We start from the raw sequence: 19,436 nt of genomic DNA, 5'->3' as shown, positions 1-19,436 counted from the left end.
ACCACAGCGCCCTCATGCAAATTATTTCTTAAACGCGGCCCGTGCTTCAATCATCATACAGCCACTTGCCTGAGCAGTGAGCTGTACTTCGGCTAATGGCTTTTCATTCCATGACGGGCCGAACAGAAATGTTGTAGGATATGCGCCTTTCGTCCAGGCAATCTGAGCATTGTTATTAAAAAATGTCTCGAACTTTGTCCTGTAAGCATCAGTGAGATCACCTTGCTGAAGCAGAATGAGAAAATAACGCATAAAGATACCCTTAAACAACGCATTATCTCCGTCACCTTCGTTCCTCAGAATGTTATTACTGGTATCAATACATTTAGTAAGGGTATAATTCGCTATTTTTTGTGCATCATTCAGATAGGCTTTATCACCTGTAACCTTATACAGCTCCACGGCAGATGCCATAAAAGTTCCCTGGTTGTAAGTTAAAGCAACCGTACTGATGGCATTGGTATTGCCATTGATATTATCGTAGACTGCACCTGTTGCCCTCTCGAACAAAGTGTTTTTCTGCCATTCATAAATTTTTAATGCCCATTGTTTATAGGTTTCTTCCTTTGTCAGATTGAACAGCCTGATGGCGAGCAAACTGGCAGGACCATTTGAACAGGCGTTTTTACTATATAACTGGGTTTTCATCCAGGCTATTCCTCCCGCGGCATAGGTCTCATTCCATCCGGCAGCAATATCCGTCCAGAGGGTCTTAACAGCAGTTAAATATTTTTCCTCTTTGGTTACCTGATACAACCTGAGCATGGTAAGTGCATTCCACTCCATATCATCATAAAAGGTATTGAAATAAGTACCGCCATTCTTTACCTTGATGCCGGCGAACCATTTATCAAAGTATGATTTGTAAGTCTCATTTCCGGTTCTGATGTATGCGTCGATTACTACATCCATTGCATGTGCATTGGGCCAGTACTGAAACCCTTTATCAGATCCATTACTGCCGTAGTTGAAGTAGCCGTCATTATTCCAGAACTGTGAGATCAATGCATTTGTACTGCTATTGGCTGCTACTGTCCAATCTACTGCTTGTGGCTCACCATACCGGTACTCATCTTCTATTTTACTGCAGCCTGCCATAAAAACGGCAACGGCCAAACATATTAATAACTTTTTCATCGTTTTCAATTTAAGGCGGCACACGGTTATAGCATATGCCGCATCGATACTAGTTTACAACAATTGTATGGGTGTAGGCGGCATCACCTTTTAATACTAAAGAAATGCTGGATGATTTACCATCTACTTTATCTGCGAATTTCCATTTATCATCCCACTGGGTAACGTTTGCGAGCAGTTTCACAAAATAATATGATGGTGCAGAAGCATCATTCGGGGCAGAATCGGTTCCGTTAAGTGTACCGAATTGTTTTACCACATCGCTACCCCCAACAGCGGTAACAATCTGAAATTTGTAGCGTTGATCTTTGCCCCAGCTTTCCGTTTTAAAATTGACTATACCAGTGCCTGTCCACACACCCTTACCCTGATAAGGCATATTTAGCGTAATTGCATTACTTGGGGAGAACCATAGTCCGACGCTTTTAATTTCTGTATATGAAAGGGTTGCGGTAGTGAAATCGAGGTTAATGCGATAGACAGCTGTTTTTGAAGGCGTAATTGTTCCGGTTTGTGCAGCTTCGCGAAGCGTTGCGTTATCAGTAGAATAGAACACGCGTGGTGTACCGGTTTTACGATCAACGAAGTAATAGGTTTTACCGGCCTCCAGTTTGGTGTAGATCTCAAATTCACCGGGTGCGTTCAGTTTAAACGGTAAGGCAGCAGAAAGTGTGCTACCTCCTTCTGACCCCTCACCGGTAATGAACACTTCATCCGGAATATCTACGAAGCCATTTAAGCTGGTTACGCTAATGGTTCTTCGCTCATTGGCCATGACCGTTTTGATACCACGCGAGGAGGCAACAGTCCAGATCAGATTTCCTGTTCCACCCGGCTGGATTCCTGCCAGCGAAGCAATTTTATTCATAATTTTATGGGTAACTGTAGCGCCGTTCGAGTAGCCATTATTATCTGAGGTAGTACGATAGATCGGTTTGCTGAAATCACCACCTGCTTTGTCGAAAATAACTTCATACAATGCGGCACCACTATCTTCTACTTTTACAGCTTCCCAGTTGAAATAGAGAGAAGCAGAAGCCGACGATAGTAGCTTGACCGTTTTATTATTAATGGGTTCATAAAGTGCGTTTACTGCACTTACGTTGGCGTCTTTGTAGATCATATCATCAGATTTACAAGCGGCGAAAATGGTCAGTATAAAAAGGAAAATTCCGATTTTAAAGTTCGTTTTCATATTAGTCTTTTTTAAAGTCGTTAAAAATTAGTTTGCGTACCCTGGGTTATTGGGCTGGAGGTTACGATTTAAATCCATCTGTGAACGTGGAACAGACCATAAATAATCCCTTGATTCGTCAAATTTCCGATTATCCAGACGAATGTCTTCTGTATTATTATTGAGAAATCTGGCACCGTAAACATAGCCATTGAGGTATTGTGTGCCTGCTTTCCAGCGTACAATATCAAAATATCTGAGGCCTTCCAAAGCAAATTCACTACGGCGTTCATTGCGGATGAGGCTGCGCATATCAGCTGTGGATAGTGTAGATGGATAATCCAGCGCAGTAGCAGCGGTGAAGCCTGCGCGGTTCCGTATGGCCCGTATGGTTTGGTTCCATACTGTGGCATCAAGCTGACCCATTTCGAATTTTGCTTCAGCATACATTAACAGGATATCTGCGTAGCGGTACATGATGATATTTAACCCTGATGCGAAAGTCGCCGTAGCTGTTTGGTCATAGTATTTTTTCACATAATAACCTGTTGGGGTGGAATTCGAACTCGCGCTAACATAGTTGTCGGCACGTTCAGTGCTGTTACTTCCTGTACCCGGCCGGATATAAATTGTAGATTCAGTTCCGTTAAAGTTTGTCCATTTTCCTGCGTGAAAAACTACCGTAGCTGCCAGCCTTGGGTCGCGGTTAACATAAGGATTGCCGGCATTGTATGACGGATCTTTATCTATTGCTAGGCCATTTGTGGTTAGATAGTTGTTAACAAGACCCTGAACCGGCGCGTAGGCATTTAGGCGGGCACCCACCGACAGCGGGGCGGCGTCATACAACTTCGACCAGGTTTTAACCGCAGGAACATAACCATAATCCAGAATTACTTCTGAGTTATACTCATTAGCTGCAGTAAATAATCCTGTATAACTAGAGAACAAATTATAAGTCCCGAATTCTGCACCATTGGTGATTAGTTTCTGACAGTATTCTGCAGTTTTAGCCCAGTTACTTTCATAAAGATAGGCCCTTGCCTGAAAAGCACAGGCTGCTCCTTTGGTAATACGACCGTTATCGGCAGCTGATAGGTTTTCTTTTTTCGGTAAAAGCGGAATAATTTCATCCAGTTCCTGGTGGATAAAGCTCATAATAGTCGCTTTAGGGGTTCTACCTACTGTACCGGATTCATCCAGCGTAACATCCTTGGTAAAAAAAGGTACTGCACCAAAAAAATTGACCAGTCTGAAATAGATAGATGCCCTAATGAAGCGGATTTCAGCTTTTCTTTTATTCTTTAGTACCGGGTCCATACCTGGAACCAGATCAATATTGGCGAGGTATACATGGCAGCTCTTAAGTCCTTCGTAACCCCACTTCCATTCGCTGCTGAAAAGATCAAGGCTCGGATCGGCGATGCCGTTTCTGATGGATCGCTGCGCAGTATTGGTTCGTCCTTCAAAAATATTGTCGCTCAACGCCTCATCATTCCACATTTTGTCGGCAGAAAACATCTGGTTATAAGCCATATTAACCATTTGTTCAGAGTTCTCTACAGATTGCCAGAAATTTGCGTCTGTAAATTTGTTCGTAGGTATAGTATCCAGCTTATTGCAGGCACCAAATACCATCAGGAATAAAATACCGGCAAATAGCGGAGTGGTAAGTTTTCTTTTGTTTTTCATATTCTCTCCTGTTAAAGTTCTATGTTGAAGCCTAAACCATAATATTTTAATGTCGGATAGTTTCTTGCACTATTGGCAGAACCCGACATATTTGAATCAAATTCTGAAGATTCAGGATCGATCCAGGAATTTGCGCTAAACGTAAGCAGGTTCTGCGCATTGGCAAACACCCTTAATTTTTGCATACCTATTTTTTGAGAAATATTTTTGGGTATAGTATAACCCAGTTGAATATTTTTTAACCTGATGTAACTACCTTCAAAAAGATAGAGATCGGATCCCATCTGATAGTTATTTTTTGTAGGTGTAGCCCCTGCAGGCGTTAAGCGAGGTTGAGTGGCATCGGTATTGGTTGGTGTCCAGTAGTTCAGCTGGTGCTGATAAATGACGTAAGAATAGTTTTCATGGAAGGGCTCAATTAATTCGCCACGAACAACCATATCGCGTTTACCTACACCCTGCCAAAGCATCCCGAAATCAAATCCTTTATAATTGAGGTTATAGTTGAACCCAAAGGTGAACCTTGGAAAAGCGTTACCTAATACAAAACGGTCTTTAGAATCGATTACACCGTCGCCATTTCTGTCTGTATACCTCACATCTCCGGGTTTCAGATCAGACGCACTCATGCCTACGGGTAATGCTGCAGTTTCGAGTTCTTCCATGCTCTGGAATAAGCCACTGATTTTATAGCCATAATAAGAATTGAATGGGAGGCCAACACGTGTAATTTTACTGATGTTGTCGGCAGTGGTGATTTGCTCATCGCCAACGAATTTCAGGACTTTGTTTCTTGAATCGCCGATATTCCCGCTGAAGTTGTGATTGAAGCTTCCTGTTTTAACCTGGTACTCAACTGTGAGCTCCCAGCCCTGATTTCTCATTTGACCCGCATTATACTTTCCTAATGTTGTGCCGAATACGGAGGGAATTGTGGGGCTTATTAGGATATCTTTTGTGGTTTTACTGAAATAATCAAATGACACCGTTAAAGCTTTATTGAAAAAATTAGCATCTACACCAATATTGAGTGTGTGGGTTACTTCCCAAAGTAAATTCGGGGTTCCGAAAGTAAAACCGGCACCCGTAACACCCACATTATTAAATCCATAGGAATTGGTGTAAGGTGTATAGGAAGTGAGGAACTGATAAGAGTCGATATCCTGATTACCGAGCAGTCCATAGGAAGCCCTTAGTTTCAGGTCGCCTACTTTTTCTTTATATCTGGCTAAAAAAACTTCATCTGAAAGCGACCATCCCACTGATCCGGAGGGGAAAAAGCCCCATCTGATCGCTTTTTCAAACTTGGAAGAACCATCATAGCGGAAATTAAATTCTGCAGTATAGCGGTCGGCATAGGCATAACCTGCCCGCCCGAATAATGAATTAATGCTATTTTCGGTTGTTGCCCCCAAAGATCCGTAACTGGTTGGATCAATCTCTGTACCTGTTGTGGGAGTCCCCAGGATGGGATCGGTAAATTTATACTTGATCTCATTTGCACGCCTTGTATAGGATTCATTACTCGCACCAAACAATCCGGTAATGCTATGTTTTCCTAGTGTTTTTGAATAATCCAGTAGAAGCTGATAATTCAGTAAGGAAACCTGTTGATTATAATCCTCCGTGTTTCTGGTAGAATTCATGAATACCAAAGGCGCTGTTGCAGTCTCAGATGAATATAGTGGAATTTGTTTTCTTCTGGTAAAGCGATGATCATTGATCACGTCGGCTCCGAACACCCCTCTAAACTTCAGGCCGTCAAATAGTCTGGCTTCAACGTTAAGATTAGCATTGAAATAGTTGTTATCAGAATTGATATATCCTCCATCCCTCAATTCAGCCAGGGGGTTCTGGTCGGTTAATACATCATTGACAAGGTATTTACCATTTGGGGCAACCATTTTATAATAGTAGTATGTTGGTATACGTGATGAATTCACAATGGCATTGCTTGCAGTACTTGCATTTGAATTGTTACGGGTGTAGGTTAATATGGAGCTGAATTTAAAGCGCTTGTACTCGGCTGTGATGTTTGAGCGCAAATTGTAACGCTTGATGCCATAATTGCCCTCGTAATTGCTTCCCTGATCATAAAATCCGCCGGAAAAAAGGTAAGTGGTATTTGCGCCGCCGCCTGATACATTGACATTATAATTTTGCTGGGTAGCTGTTTTAAGGATCTGGTTAAAATACCAGTCTTCCTCCCCTTCATGGGCATACAAATCCTGGATCTGCGTGGGACTAAATTGCGGGGCCATTCCTACGTTGGTAAGCGATAAATTCTTTAATGTGGCGTTCTGGTAGCCGGTAACAGGGGTAAATAAAATTTTAGGATCCTGTAGACCAATCTGCCCATCTAACCTGATTACCGGACCCTGGTTTTTCATCCCCTTTTTGGTGGTAATTAATAACACACCGTTGGCAGATCTTGAACCATAAATTGCCGATGCACCTGCATCTTTGAGGATAGACACTGTTTCGATGTCTGCCGGGTTTAGTTTATTTAAGCTGCTGCCATCACTGATGAGTCCATCGATTACGATAAGTGGCGTATTGCTATTCATGGTGCTTACACCACGAATGTTAAGGTTTGTAGTATTTCCGTTCGGATCCATGCTACGCTGCTGAATACTTAAACTTGGGGCTGCACCCTGCAGGGCCTGGGTGAGGTTGGCCGTAGGGCGATTAGCAAGCTGTGAAGCCCTTACCTGATCAACCGCTCCAGCGATCTTTTTTCTGGTTGTTGTTCCATAGCCCACAACAATCACATCCTCCATGGTATTAATGGCGGCTTTGATCACAATCCTTATTTTACCGGCGGTTACTACTTTTTCAAGAGTTTCAAATCCAACCGCCGTGAATTGCAGAATAGCCTGCTCATCAGGCACCTGTACTGTGAATTCACCATTGTTATTGGTTTGACCAACCAGAGCACCACCTTTTAGTTTAATGCTTACTCCAGGTACCGGTAAACCCGATTCATCAACAACCTGCCCGGTAACGGGCATCGCCTTCGTTTGTTCTGGCTTTAACCGTTCAATAATCACAATGTTATCCTGGATACTGCATTTTAAAGATTTATTGCTGAAAACAACATCCAAAACCTCTCTTAGTGGTTTGTTGGTCATGTTCAACGTTTCACTCTGATAAGCTGATAATTCGTCGGGCTCATAGAGAAACTCGTATCCAGTTTGTTTGATTAGCAACTGAAGAATTTGGGTAATGCTTGCCTTTTTGATGTTTAAGCTCACATTTTGCGCATAAGTTGGCTTTGCACTAACTTCTACCACAGTTAGAATCATCATCATCACCACTAGTTTAGTGAGGACATGCGGTGAAAACTTAGCCAACAATTTCCGGCTATATTTAAGCAAGTAATTTATATTCATATATTATTGGAAGATTTAAGCGATAATTATTTATTAAATCGTGTTAAGCGAATTATTTGCAGGGCTTCCCTGAATAATGCTATAGGCAGCAAACCTATTCCGAATTGAAATATTGACTCATAGTGATCAGTTATAGTTGGTTAGTAATAATTAGCTAAAACGTTTTATTTTATAGTGCCAAAGACAATGGGGCTATTTTTTGGAAGTAATCTCGAAAACATTTCCATGAACCTGAATGCTGAAACCTTTAAGTTTACCCATATAGGTGAGAATTTGCAGGAGGCTTCTTTTGTTAGAAAATTTACCGGCAATGGTGGATTTCTCCAGCTTCTGATCAAGGATGATTCTGGCCCCATACCACCGGGAAAGTGTTACCATCACGTCTTTCAATGGATGATTAAATATGAAATATCCCGACTTCCAGGCAATTGCATTTTCAATATCAGCTTTTGATTTTACTATTGTATGATTGGGAATGTTGCTGAGTGCCTCTTCACCGGGGATAAGTTTGACTGAGCTGTTCGCATAGGCTACATTCACGCTCCCCTCTAACAGGGTAGTTCTCACATCGTTTTCTTCCGGTAGTGACATGATGTTGAATTCGGTACCGGTTACCTCTACTGAACTTTGCTTGGTTTTGACAATGAATGGCCGGGTCTTATCTTTGCTTACTTCGAAGTAGGCCTCACCAGTAAGGTAAACGACTCTTTGAGCATCTTGAAATGCTACCGGATATTTCACAGAAGATACCGCATTTAGCCAAACCTTTGTACCATCTGATAATGTGATCTTAAATTGTTTGCCGGCAGGGACATCTATCTGATTATATGATTCTTGTGCAGGTTTTACGGAAAGAGCCTGATAATCTAAATCACCATTCTCTTTGCTTTTAACCGTTGCACCAATTTCTTGTACAGCGGTAGCAAGAACACCATTTTTTAAATTAATCTGGCTTCCATTCGCAAGGGTAAGTACAATTTCCTTACTTTTTTGATGCTGCTTTTCTACAAGTTGTGGAAATTTGTTTTGATGGGTTAGTCGAACTGAAAATAAAAAATAAGCAAGTGTTATACCTGAAATCAATATCACCGCGGCTGCATATTTTAAGAAAAAAGGATTTAGGATACGTGAACGTTTATGATTACCAAGGTTTTTTAAAATTCTGGATTGCAGATGTTGTTCCAGTGATAAACGCTTTTCATCGGATAGCTGACTGGTGAAATCCTGAGATTGCTCAAAGGCGTTATAATAAGCATGAAGGAAATCTATTTCCTTTTTACCCGCCTGACCATTCAAATACTTTTGCAATATCTGGTCGAAATCGGCCTTTTCCAGTTTCATAATCTATTTGGTTATATACTATAGATACATCAACTGAAATTTTGCCCGTGAAAGCGAATGAAAAGATAATAAATACATGCTAAGACATTGATTTACAGCGATAATAATTTTACTTTAAAAAACAATAAATAATCACATTGATCGCTAAGAGGCTGGAGCGCAGCTTGAAATTAATTTTTCCAATTTGATTACGGACCGTTTTCGGTGATAAATTAAGGCGTTCGGCGATTTCATCAGGCGAAAAGTCCTGTGCATATTTTAAATCGTAGATCATTTGCTGTTGTTCGGTTAAATCGAGTATCAATGCGGCGTAGGAATGGGTAAGTTCTTTGAAAAGCAATTCAGCATCTGAGCTTTGGGAACAGCGTCTGTCGAGTTCATTTATCACATCTTCGATTGGGACAAACCTGGATTGCTGTTGAAGTACACGAAATACACGATTGCGCACTGATACATACAAATAGCCTTTAAAATTCGAAATAAGGGTTGTTTTAGGAATATTCCACAGTTGTATAAAGACGTCATGCGTAATATCCTCCGCTAACGCAGTGTCCCTTACGCGTTTGTAACTACTATCAAATACGTACGACCAATACTTTTTGTACAAAATGTTGAAAGCAGATTGATCACCCTTTTTAAGTTTGATCAATAAATCTACATCATTGTCCAGGTCAATAGGAGCAGACATTTAAATATTTGGTTAGTTTTTTAATCCAAATATAAATGAAAAATCTTTTGTTTAGGCGATATGAGCTGGATATTAGAAAATTTTGTGGAACTGCCTGCTGACTATATCCCAAGTTTATCGTAAAGATCAATTACCTTTTTACGCAGCTTATGGATTTCTTCTTCTTTTTGTTCGAGCTTTTGCTTTAGGGATATGATATCTTCATTATTTGTGGAGTGGACGGGCTTACCTGAAATCAGGGTAATGACATCTACATCGAAAACCTTTGCAATCTGATAGAGCCGCGAAAGGTTCAGATCAGTTTGCCCTGTTTCGATCTTGCAAAAAGCAGGGGTAGAAATATTGAGTAGTTTTGCGGCACCTGCCTGACTTAACCCAAGCCCTACCCTGCACTCCTTAATATGGTTTCCTATGCTTTTCATTCTGCTTATAGATTGATATATGAGACTTGAGATATAAGTTGAAAAATGTCCAATCCGGCTGGCGTATTCTCAGGTCCCCAATCTCGTTTCTCAAGTCTAGTATCTTATACCCACTATCTTCCTACCTGGATAATTCAGCGGCCAGTTCCGGTAGATCAAAACCTGCATAATTGCCGGAGCTCATCATCAAAAGATTGGTATCTTTATAATTTAAGCTAAGCAGGTATACTTTCAGATCAGCAGCACTATTAAAAAACTTCAGTTTTGGATTTGCGAAGGCCTTTTGCACATCTTCTTCTGAAAAGGGTTTCATCTGTTTTTGTTCAAAACTCTTTAAATCAATAAACACAATGGCCTCGTCGGCTTTATCCATTGCGCCGCTATATTCCTTTAAAAAATCTTTATTTAAACTGCTGAAAGTGTGCAATTCGATGCAGGCAACCAATTTACGGGTAGTGAACTGAGTTTTGACTGCATCTATCGTTGCTTTAAGCTTGGAAGGAGAGTGAGCGAAGTCTTTATAAACATTTGTCGACTCATCGGCAGATATCACTTCCAGGCGTTTTGCTGCACCTGTAAATGTAGATATAGCCAGATCAAACTGTCCCTGACTAATTTCAAGCTGCTCACATACCAGTTTTGCCGCATTCAGGTTCATCAGGTTATGATCACCAAAAATTTTAAGAGGCGTTTTTTCTGGTAATAAATAAGTGATTCCATTTTCAATTTCATGATCCGGAATGGCGTAACCAATTTTATTAATCTTTGCATTTGATTGCTCAACAATGGTATTTAAATCCATGTCTGCTTTGCAATAAATCAGCGTTCCGTTTTCTTCAATGGTATCTATAAATTTATCAAACTGCGCGGTATAGTCGGCATAGGTTGGAAAAACATTAATGTGATCCCATGCAATACCACTGATAACAGCCACATTTGCCTTATACAGGTGAAATTTGGGCCTTCTGTCAATTGGTGATGACAGATACTCATCCCCTTCAATAATTATTACAGGTGCTTCTTCTGTAACTTTGACCATGGTTTCGAAACCGGCAAGCTGTGCCCCTACCAGATAATCGAAATCGCGGTTATAGTGGTTGAGCACATGCAAAATCATGCTGGTAATGGTAGTTTTACCGTGACTTCCGCCAATGACTACGCGAATTTTATTTTTACTTTGCTCGTAAATATATTCAGGATAAGAATATATCTTAATCCCCTGTTCCTGTGCTTTTAGTAATTCGGGGTTATCAATTCTGGCATGCATCCCTAAAATAACCGCATCAAGATCTGTAGTGATGCGGCTTTCATCCCAGCCCATTTCTGCAGGCAGTAACCCATATTTATCCAGGCGTGATTTTGCAGGCTCAAAAATGACATCATCTGAACCAGTGATTTGATACCCCTTTTTATGAAGTGCAATGGCCAGGTTGTGCATAGCACTTCCACCAATTGCAATAAAATGTATACGCATGATGCTGTTATTTTTATATACTATCCTTCTGCCCTTTTCTCAAACTGAGCGGCAACCCAATCGCCGTTTTGCTTATGATCAATATATTTAATGCCATATTTTGCACATTCAGCAGTGATCATGCTTAAATCAGGCTCTAAATAAAATCCGCTAAAAAATATTCTACCGTCGTTTTTTAATACTTCGGCGTAACGTTGAATCTGATCGAGCAAAATGTTTCTGTTGATATTGGCAAAAATCACATCATATTCTTCGTCAGGAATCACTTCCTTACTTCCACATATGGCTTTAAGGTTACTGATGTGGTTAAGTGCCGCATTTTCTATTGTGCTCTCATAACATATATCATCATAATCAATTGCGACTAAACTTTTTGCACCAAGTTTACCTGCCAGAATAGCCAGAATAGCTGTTCCGCAACCCATATCCAGCACTTCTTTATCTTTAAGATCGGCTGACAGGATATACTGCATCATCATGGTGGTAGTTTGGTGATGTCCGGTCCCAAATGACATTTTGGGGTCAATTACAATCTCGTATGGATAAGAAGGCTGGGGCTCATGAAAAGTTGCCCTAACATAGCAAACATCATCAATGATGAGTGGGCTAAAATTCTTTTCCCACTCTGCATTCCAGTTTTCATCTGCTACATCTTCCAGGCTGTATTCAGCTGAAAAATCATCAGCATAAGTATCTAAAAGGTCTTGCAGGGTGGTTTCTGAAAAGTTATCTTTAATGACAAAGGCAGTAAATCCTCCCTCACTATCCTCGAAAGTATCGAAGCCTAATTCTGCAAGATCGCTAATGAGCAAATCCTGTTGATAGTCTTCGATATTTTCGAATGTAAATATTGCTTTTGTGTACTGCATTTAGCTGTTGAATGCTTTAATAATATCTGTAAAGTCACGTGATTTTAATGATGCGCCACCAATTAAACCACCATCGATATCTTTTTGTGAAAACAGGCTTGCTGCATTACCAGGGTTACAGCTTCCGCCATAAAGAATAGATGTATCATCTGCAACATTAAAGCCATAGTTTGCTTCAATTTCGGAACGGATAAAGGCATGGATATCCTGAGCTTGCTCTGGTGTTGCGGTTAAACCTGTACCTATGGCCCAAACCGGCTCATAAGCGATCACTACTTTTCTAAAATCTTCTTCGGTAAGACTGAACAAACCTTCAACCAGTTGTTTTTTAATTACTTCATAATAACTTCCGTTATTACGTTCATCTAAAGTTTCACCGATACAAAAGATAGGCTTTAAATCATTTGTCAGGGCTATTTTGGTTTTTGCTACCAAAAGTTCATTGCTTTCAGCCTGATATTGTCTGCGTTCCGAGTGACCTAAAATCACATATTCAACACCTACTGACTTCACCATTTTGGCAGAAATTTCGCCTGTGTAAGCACCACTCTCTTTATCATGAATATTCTGAGCACCGATTTTTACATCGCTACCACCTAATTTCGCTAAACTGTTTAAATGAATAAACGGAGCGCAAATTACAGCAAGCTGATCGCCTTTGCGTTCATCTTTTACCATGTTTACGATTTCACTGAATAACGAAACACCTTCGTTATAATCTAAATTCATTTTCCAGTTTCCGGCTACAATTTTTTTTCTCATTATATTATTGATTAATGATCTCGAAAAGATCGTGGTTATATTAAAACTGTCTGTGAGCTGTTGTTAACTCATAAACATTAGTCAAAATTTCTTTTTCGGTTTGATCGAAAGCTATATTTTTTCTGGCGAAGACTTTTTCTGTAGTTTCGAACATCTTATCCAGTTTGTAGTTTTCGAATCCATTGGCCCCGCCCCAGCTAAAGTCGGGAATATGAGTTGGGGGCAAGCCTCCACCGAAAACATTCGCACTTACGCCAACAATGCTTCCCGTATTAAACATGGTATTGATACCCGATTTCGAATGATCGGCCATAATTAAACCGCAAAACTGCAAATTCGTATTCCGCATGTTTTTGCTTTCATAATCATATAGCTTCACTTCAGCATAGTTATTCTTCAGGTTAGAGTTATTGGTATCAGCACCAATATTACACCATTCGCCCAATACTGAATTGCCCAGGTACCCGTCGTGACCTTTGGCTGAGTTACCCCAGATTACGGAGTTATTGATTTCCCCTCCTGCACGGCTATTGGGGCCAATTGTTGTACCGGAATAGATTTTGGCGCCCATTTTTATTGACGAATTGTCGCAAAGTGCGAAAGATCCGCGGATCAGACTTCCCTCCCAGATTTCTGCGTTTTTACCAACGTAGATGGGGCCATAGCCACTATTTAATACACTGCATTCTGCTTTTGCACCTTCTTCAAAAAAAATATCTTCACCCAGTAACTGGTTTGTGTTGCTGATTTTAGCTGATGTGCGCCCTTTGGTTAACAGTTCAAAATCTTTTCTTATTTCGGCTGGATTATTGGCGAAGATATGTTCAGGATAAACAACTTTGATAAGTGGGAGCTCATAATTGATGGGTTTCAATTGTTGCAGCGCCTGTTCATAGTTTAATCCATCTATACAATTAAAAGCAATAACCACATTGCCTGACAAAATCAATTCACCATCCTTAAGTGCTGAAATAACATTCAGTAAATCCTGATCAGGACAAACAGACCCGTTGATAAACAGCTTTACATTTTTCTTAGCCGGATATTTTACCGAGAGATATTGTTGTGTACTAAAGCCGAAATCTGCATCTAAATATTTAGCCCATTTTTCTGCGATAGTTAAAATACCTATACGTAAATCGGCTACAGGCCTTGTAAAAGTTAAGGGGCGAAGAGATGCCCAGGAAGAATCATCAAAAAGATTGATTGTCATAAGCAGCAAAAATAAAAAAAGTCCCGATGCTTTTGGCAAAGGGACTTTAAAAAATGCTTTTTAGTGCTAAAATTATTTCTTAGCGTAACGGTTTTTGAATTTATCGATACGTCCTGCTGTATCAACCAATTTCATTTTACCAGTATAGAAAGGGTGTGAAGTGTGAGAAATCTCTAATTTGTAAAGAGGATACTCATTACCATCTTCCCATTTAATTGTTTCTTTAGTATCTACGCAAGATTTTGTTAAGAAAGCATATTCGTTAGACATGTCTTTGAAAACAACTGGTCTGTAGCTTGATGGGTGCAAATCTTTTTTCATTTGAATATTATTTTTAGTTATTTGTGTGAAAGCATCAAGAACATTTTTGCAATTTGCTGGCAACAACGCTTATGACAGTTTCTATTAGTCTTTTCTTACCTCTATTTTAGAGGATGCAAATATCCTAATTTTATTTTTGATTTACAAACCTATTTTATATTTTTTCTGGAACCACAAACGGATACAACATATCATCTGAATCAATATCCTCAAATCCATTTAATTTCCTGACAAAGTTCGATCAGCACACCATTGGTATCTTTTGGGTGTACGAAGCATACCATTTTATTATCTGCACCTTTTTTTGGGGCTTCATTCAGCAGGGTGAAACCATTAGCTTTAAGTCGTTCCATTTCAGCGAGAATATCATCTACAGCAAAAGCAATGTGGTGCACCCCTTCACCTCTTTTATGGAGGAAGTTAGCGATTGTACTCTCAGTAGACGTTGCTTCCAAAAGCTCAATCTTGTTTTCACCTGTTTTTAAAAAAGCAGTGTTTACATGCTCGGAAGCCACTATTTCAGTTTTGTAGCATGACGTGTTCAGTAAAAGTTCGTAGAGTGGAACAGACTTACTCAGGCTGTTCACCGCAATTCCAATATGCTCTATCTTGTTCATGATTTTAAAACGGTTGGTTGAATGTAAAAATGCGGCTTTTCTCTATAAGCTCATAGCTATTAATTATAATTGTTCAAAAAGTTTTTTCGTATCTTTGTAGTCATAATTAACAGAATAGAGATGAAACAGCCGATATATTTAGATAATAACGCAACAACACCTTTAGATCCGCGTGTGTTGGAAGCGATGCTACCTTACTTTACTGAGAAATTTGGAAATGCCGCAAGTCGTAACCATGCTTTTGGTTGGGTTGCAGAAGAGGGCGTAGATTATGCTCGTGAACAGGTGGCCAAATTAATCGGCTGTACTGAAAAAGAAGTGATTTTCACATCAGGTGCTACTGAGGCTGATAACTTAGCCATTAAAGGTGTATTTGAGATGTACAAAGAAAAAGGTAACCACATCATTACTGCAGTTACTGAACATAAGGCTGTGTTGGATACTTGTAAACACCTTGAGAAAAATGGTGCAAGGGTAACTTATCTGGCCGTTAAGGAAGATGGATTAGTTGACCTGGCTGAGCTTGAAGCTGCAATGACTCCTGAAACCATTTTAGTTTCCATTATGTACGGAAATAACGAAATTGGTGTTATTCAGCCGGTAAAGGAAATCTCTGCAATTGCGCACAAATATGGTGCTTTATTTATGACAGATGCTACGCAGGCTGTTGGTAAAATCCCTGTTGATGTTAATGCAGATGGTATTGATTTAATGGCTTTCTCTGCACACAAAATGTACGGCCCGAAAGGTGTTGGTGCGCTTTATGTACGCAGAAAAAACCCAAGGGTTAAAGTAACTTCTCAAATGGATGGCGGTGGCCACGAGCGTGGAATGCGTTCTGGTACTTTAAACGTTCCAGGTATTGTGGGTTTAGGTAAAGCTTGCGAACTTTGCCGTTTAGAAATGGAAAGTGAAGCGATTCGTTTATCTGCCTTACGCGACCGTTTAGAATCTACATTGAATCAAATGGAAGAAAGTTATGTAAATGGTAATGTTGAACACCGCTTACCACACGTAGCTAACATCTCTTTCAAATATGTTGAGGGTGAGGGTTTAATGATGGCCATGAGTGATTTAGCCGTATCATCTGGTTCAGCTTGTACGTCAGCTTCTTTAGAGCCCTCTTATGTGTTGAAAAGCTTAGGTCTATCAGATGATCTAGCACATTCTTCGATTCGTTACGGCCTAGGACGTTTTACAACTGAAGAAGATATTGATCATGCAATTGAAATTACTCAAAAAGCAGTTAATCACTTAAGAGAACTTTCTCCACTTTGGGAAATGTTTAAAGAAGGAATTGACTTGAGTAAAATTGAGTGGGCAGAACACTAAGAAGGTCGAAGGCTGGAAGGTTTAAGGTTTAAAATAAACGCCTTAGGCTAACCGCTAAACAAATAAAAACATAAATCATCTTCTACGGAAGATTTAAGAAATAGAAATCATGGCATATTCAGAAAAAGTAATTGACCATTACAATAACCCACGTAACGTAGGTACATTAAACAAGGACAGTAAATTTGTAGGTACAGGATTAGTTGGTGCACCAGAGTGTGGTGACGTAATGCGTTTACAAATTGAAGTAAGTGAAGACAATGTAATCACAGATGCTAAATTCAAAACATTTGGCTGTGGTTCGGCAATTGCTTCTTCTTCTTTAGCTACAGAGTGGTTAAAGGGAAAAACTATTGATGAGGCATTATCAATCGACAATATGGATATCGTGGAAGAACTGGCTTTACCTCCGGTAAAAATTCACTGTTCTGTGTTAGCAGAAGATGCGATTAAATCTGCCATTAACGATTACCGTGTTAAAAATGGTTTAGAAGCTATCGTATTGGAAAAATCACATCACTAATCAGACATAAGATAATAGACTTGAGGTATGAATGCAATTTTGCCAATCTCAAATCTAGTATCTAATATCTCAAATTTTGAAAAAATGATTACAATAACAGATAAAGCAAAAGAAAAGATCGATAACCTGATGCAGGATTCTGAAATGGGTGCCGATTACTTTTTACGGGTTTCTGTAAAAGGTGGAGGATGCTCAGGTTTGTCTTATAATCTGGATTTCGACAATGAAGAAAAAGTTGGCGATCAGTTTTTTGAAGACAGGGGAATTAAAATTGCTTTGGATATGAAATCGTTTCTATACTTAGCAGGAACTGAACTTGATTTTACAGATGGTTTGAATGGTAAAGGTTTTAACTTTGTGAACCCTAATGCCAGCCGTACATGTGGCTGTGGCGAAAGTTTCTCGGTTTAGTACAACCTTATCTATATTGAAGAGGGCCCCGATATTTTCGGGGCCCTTTTGCATTTTTAAACCAAAAAGCATTATAATTGTTAAAATAATGAACACCAAATAAAGAGCAATGCCATTAATTAACGAGTTTTCTACAGTGCCTACCCTCCTGAGAAATGTGATCAAGAACATCCACAAGCCAGAGGACACCTTTTTAATTCACAAGCAAGGTACTGAATGGGCTGAAATTTCTTACGAGGATACACTTAAAAGGGCTGACGCTGTTTCTGCTTATTTTCTGGAGAGGGGAATTAAGAAAGGAGATCGTTTAGGTTTGATGATCGAAAATTCTCCTGAATACGTTTATTACGATCAGGGTATACAGCAGATTGGTGCAATTAATGTTTCTATCTACCCTACCCTGTCAGAGCAGGAAGTTGCCTATATTATCAACGATTCAGGTATTAAATCAATTCTGGTTGGTAACAATTTTCTCTACCGCAAGGTGCTTAAGGTTGCTGCAAACTGCAAAGACCTGAAATATATTATCCCAACCTTTAAAGATTTTGAAAAAGTAACTGTCCCCGCAGACGTTAATGTGGACGTGATTGCTTTTTCAGATATACTGGCACTTAAACACCAGATTACCGCAGCCGAAAAGGCGGAAATAAAGCAATGCAGAAGTATGGTCTTGCCGGAAGATGTTTCATCCTTAATCTATACATCAGGAACAACCGGAACGCCTAAAGGTGTGATGCTTACGCACCATAATTTTGTTAAAAACGTTGAGGTTTGCTTACAGCAGATTCCTGTTATTGATCAAACCGAAACATTCCTGTCGTTTCTGCCATTATCTCACGTATTCGAACGTACGGCGACTTACCATGTTTGCTGTGCTCAGGGTTGTAAAATTGCCTTCGCACAGAGCTTAGAACTATTGGCAAAAAACATGGGTGAAGTTCGTCCAACGGTAATGAGTTGCGTGCCGAGGTTGTTGGAACGCATTCACGATAAAGCCATCAAATCAGGAACTGCAGCTGGTGGCACAAAAGCAAAAATATTTACCTGGGCATTAGAAACAGGCAATAAGTATCGGGTGGCAAAAGAAGCCGGACAAAATCCTGGCCTGATGCTGTCGGCAAAAAAAGCGCTCGCCGAAAAACTGGTTTTCAGTAAGATTAAAGAAAAAACCGGCGGAAGACTAAAATTTATGATTTCGGGAGGAGCCGCTTTACCTAAAAACGTAGGCGAATTTTTTGGCGACCTTGGCATTAAAATTTTAGAAGGCTTTGGTTTAACGGAAACTTCACCGGTAATGTCGGTAACAGAATATCACCGACAGGTTTATGGAACCGTTGGCCGTGTTATTCCAGGTATTGAGGTTGGAATTCAGGACGTCGACTCTAAAAAAATCATCAATATTCAAACGCACCATACTTTCGATGAATCTTTCGAATGTGCAGAGGGTGAAGTTATTGTACGTGGGCATTGCGTTATGAAAGGCTATTTTAACAAGCCAGCAGAAACGGCAGAGGCAATTGACCGCGATAGGTGGTTTCATACCGGTGATATAGGACGTTTCTACAAAGGAAATCTGCAAATCACAGATCGTTTGAAAAACATGATTGTTAACGCTTATGGGAAAAATGTTTATCCTACTCCTGTCGAAAACATTTATCTGAAAAGTCCGAAAATTGATCAGTTGTTTTTAATCGGGGATAAACGGGAATTCATCACGGCGATCATTATCCCTAACAGGGAAACACTGGAAGAAACCTTTAATTTAAAGCCATCATTCTTTGAAGAAACAGAACCCTTTATACAGGATAAGGAAATTATAGAATGGATAGAGCAGGACATTAAAAAGATTTCAAATGAATTAGCCAAATTCGAAAGGATCAAAAATTTCAAAATTAAACGGAATCCGTTCAATATCGATGAGGGTGAGATTACACCAACGATGAAGATAAAGCGCAGAATAGTGGAAAAGAAATATGCCGGTGCCATTAATGACATGTACGAGGAAGGTGTTGAGGCCGATTCTTAGGCTAACCACAAATTTGAAAAGTAAAACACTTTTAAACAAAAA

Annotated in this window: 17 protein-coding genes; 4 read left to right on the top strand and 13 right to left on the bottom strand. The window is 39.8% G+C overall.

Features of this window, described 5'->3' with window-relative positions:
* Positions 1-21 precede the first annotated feature (21 nt).
* The 13 genes from R2Q80_RS03815 to mce all read right to left on the bottom strand — a co-directional run bounded on the left by R2Q80_RS03815 (position 22) and on the right by mce (position 15,102).
* Positions 22-1,137: a glycoside hydrolase family 76 protein gene (locus R2Q80_RS03815; RefSeq protein ID WP_316798313.1), complete on the bottom strand. Its 1,116-nt coding sequence runs from the start codon at positions 1,135-1,137 to the stop codon at positions 22-24.
* 49 nt (positions 1,138-1,186) lie between these two features.
* Positions 1,187-2,332, bottom strand: a complete 1,146-nt coding sequence (locus tag R2Q80_RS03810) for a SusE domain-containing protein (protein WP_316798312.1) — start codon at positions 2,330-2,332, stop codon at positions 1,187-1,189.
* Positions 2,333-2,359: 27 nt separating this feature from the next.
* Entirely contained in the window at positions 2,360-4,003 is a 1,644-nt protein-coding gene (locus R2Q80_RS03805; protein WP_316798311.1) for a RagB/SusD family nutrient uptake outer membrane protein, read from the bottom strand.
* A gap of 11 nt (positions 4,004-4,014) precedes the next feature.
* A complete protein-coding gene (locus R2Q80_RS03800) occupies positions 4,015-7,395 on the bottom strand; it encodes a TonB-dependent receptor (RefSeq protein WP_316798310.1) in 3,381 nt (1,126 codons plus the stop codon).
* Positions 7,396-7,587: 192 nt separating this feature from the next.
* Entirely contained in the window at positions 7,588-8,736 is a 1,149-nt protein-coding gene (locus R2Q80_RS03795; RefSeq protein ID WP_316798309.1) for a FecR family protein, read from the bottom strand.
* A gap of 109 nt (positions 8,737-8,845) precedes the next feature.
* Complete coding sequence (locus R2Q80_RS03790; protein ID WP_316798308.1) at positions 8,846-9,424, bottom strand: RNA polymerase sigma factor; 579 nt, start codon at positions 9,422-9,424, stop codon at positions 8,846-8,848.
* Between the two features lie 101 nt (positions 9,425-9,525).
* Positions 9,526-9,846, bottom strand: coding sequence for a helix-turn-helix transcriptional regulator (locus tag R2Q80_RS03785; protein WP_316798307.1), 321 nt, complete (start codon positions 9,844-9,846; stop codon positions 9,526-9,528).
* Positions 9,847-9,967: 121 nt separating this feature from the next.
* A complete protein-coding gene (locus R2Q80_RS03780) occupies positions 9,968-11,320 on the bottom strand; it encodes a UDP-N-acetylmuramate--L-alanine ligase (protein WP_316798306.1) in 1,353 nt (450 codons plus the stop codon).
* Between the two features lie 20 nt (positions 11,321-11,340).
* Positions 11,341-12,189 carry a 50S ribosomal protein L11 methyltransferase gene (gene prmA, locus R2Q80_RS03775; RefSeq protein WP_316798305.1) on the bottom strand — a complete coding sequence of 283 codons (849 nt, stop codon included), beginning with the start codon at positions 12,187-12,189 and terminating at the stop codon, positions 11,341-11,343.
* Positions 12,190-12,951, bottom strand: a complete 762-nt coding sequence (gene tpiA, locus R2Q80_RS03770) for a triose-phosphate isomerase (protein ID WP_316798304.1) — start codon at positions 12,949-12,951, stop codon at positions 12,190-12,192.
* 40 nt (positions 12,952-12,991) lie between these two features.
* Entirely contained in the window at positions 12,992-14,164 is a 1,173-nt protein-coding gene (locus R2Q80_RS03765) for a GlmU family protein (RefSeq protein ID WP_316798303.1), read from the bottom strand.
* A 72-nt stretch (positions 14,165-14,236) separates the two neighbouring features.
* Positions 14,237-14,485: a type B 50S ribosomal protein L31 gene (locus R2Q80_RS03760; protein ID WP_010601831.1), complete on the bottom strand. Its 249-nt coding sequence runs from the start codon at positions 14,483-14,485 to the stop codon at positions 14,237-14,239.
* 209 nt (positions 14,486-14,694) lie between these two features.
* The gene (gene mce, locus R2Q80_RS03755; protein WP_316798302.1) at positions 14,695-15,102 is read right to left on the bottom strand and encodes a methylmalonyl-CoA epimerase; all 408 of its coding nucleotides are present in this window, start codon (positions 15,100-15,102) and stop codon (positions 14,695-14,697) included.
* Between the two features lie 120 nt (positions 15,103-15,222).
* On the opposite strand from mce, the gene R2Q80_RS03750 reads away from it, so the two are divergent.
* From R2Q80_RS03750 to R2Q80_RS03735, 4 genes are all read left to right on the top strand, one after another.
* Positions 15,223-16,434: an IscS subfamily cysteine desulfurase gene (locus R2Q80_RS03750; RefSeq protein ID WP_316798301.1), complete on the top strand. Its 1,212-nt coding sequence runs from the start codon at positions 15,223-15,225 to the stop codon at positions 16,432-16,434.
* A gap of 109 nt (positions 16,435-16,543) precedes the next feature.
* Complete coding sequence (gene iscU / locus R2Q80_RS03745) at positions 16,544-16,957, top strand: Fe-S cluster assembly scaffold IscU (RefSeq protein WP_010602054.1); 414 nt, start codon at positions 16,544-16,546, stop codon at positions 16,955-16,957.
* Positions 16,958-17,041: 84 nt separating this feature from the next.
* The gene (locus R2Q80_RS03740) at positions 17,042-17,368 is read left to right on the top strand and encodes an iron-sulfur cluster assembly accessory protein (protein ID WP_316798300.1); all 327 of its coding nucleotides are present in this window, start codon (positions 17,042-17,044) and stop codon (positions 17,366-17,368) included.
* A gap of 109 nt (positions 17,369-17,477) precedes the next feature.
* Entirely contained in the window at positions 17,478-19,394 is a 1,917-nt protein-coding gene (locus tag R2Q80_RS03735; RefSeq protein ID WP_316798299.1) for a long-chain fatty acid--CoA ligase, read from the top strand.
* The last annotated feature ends 42 nt before the right edge of the window (positions 19,395-19,436 follow it).

Origin of the sequence: Pedobacter frigidisoli (assembly GCF_032678525.1) — a bacterium.
Lineage (GTDB): Bacteria > Bacteroidota > Bacteroidia > Sphingobacteriales > Sphingobacteriaceae > Pedobacter > Pedobacter frigidisoli_A.
This window is presented reverse-complemented; position numbering and strand designations above follow the sequence as displayed.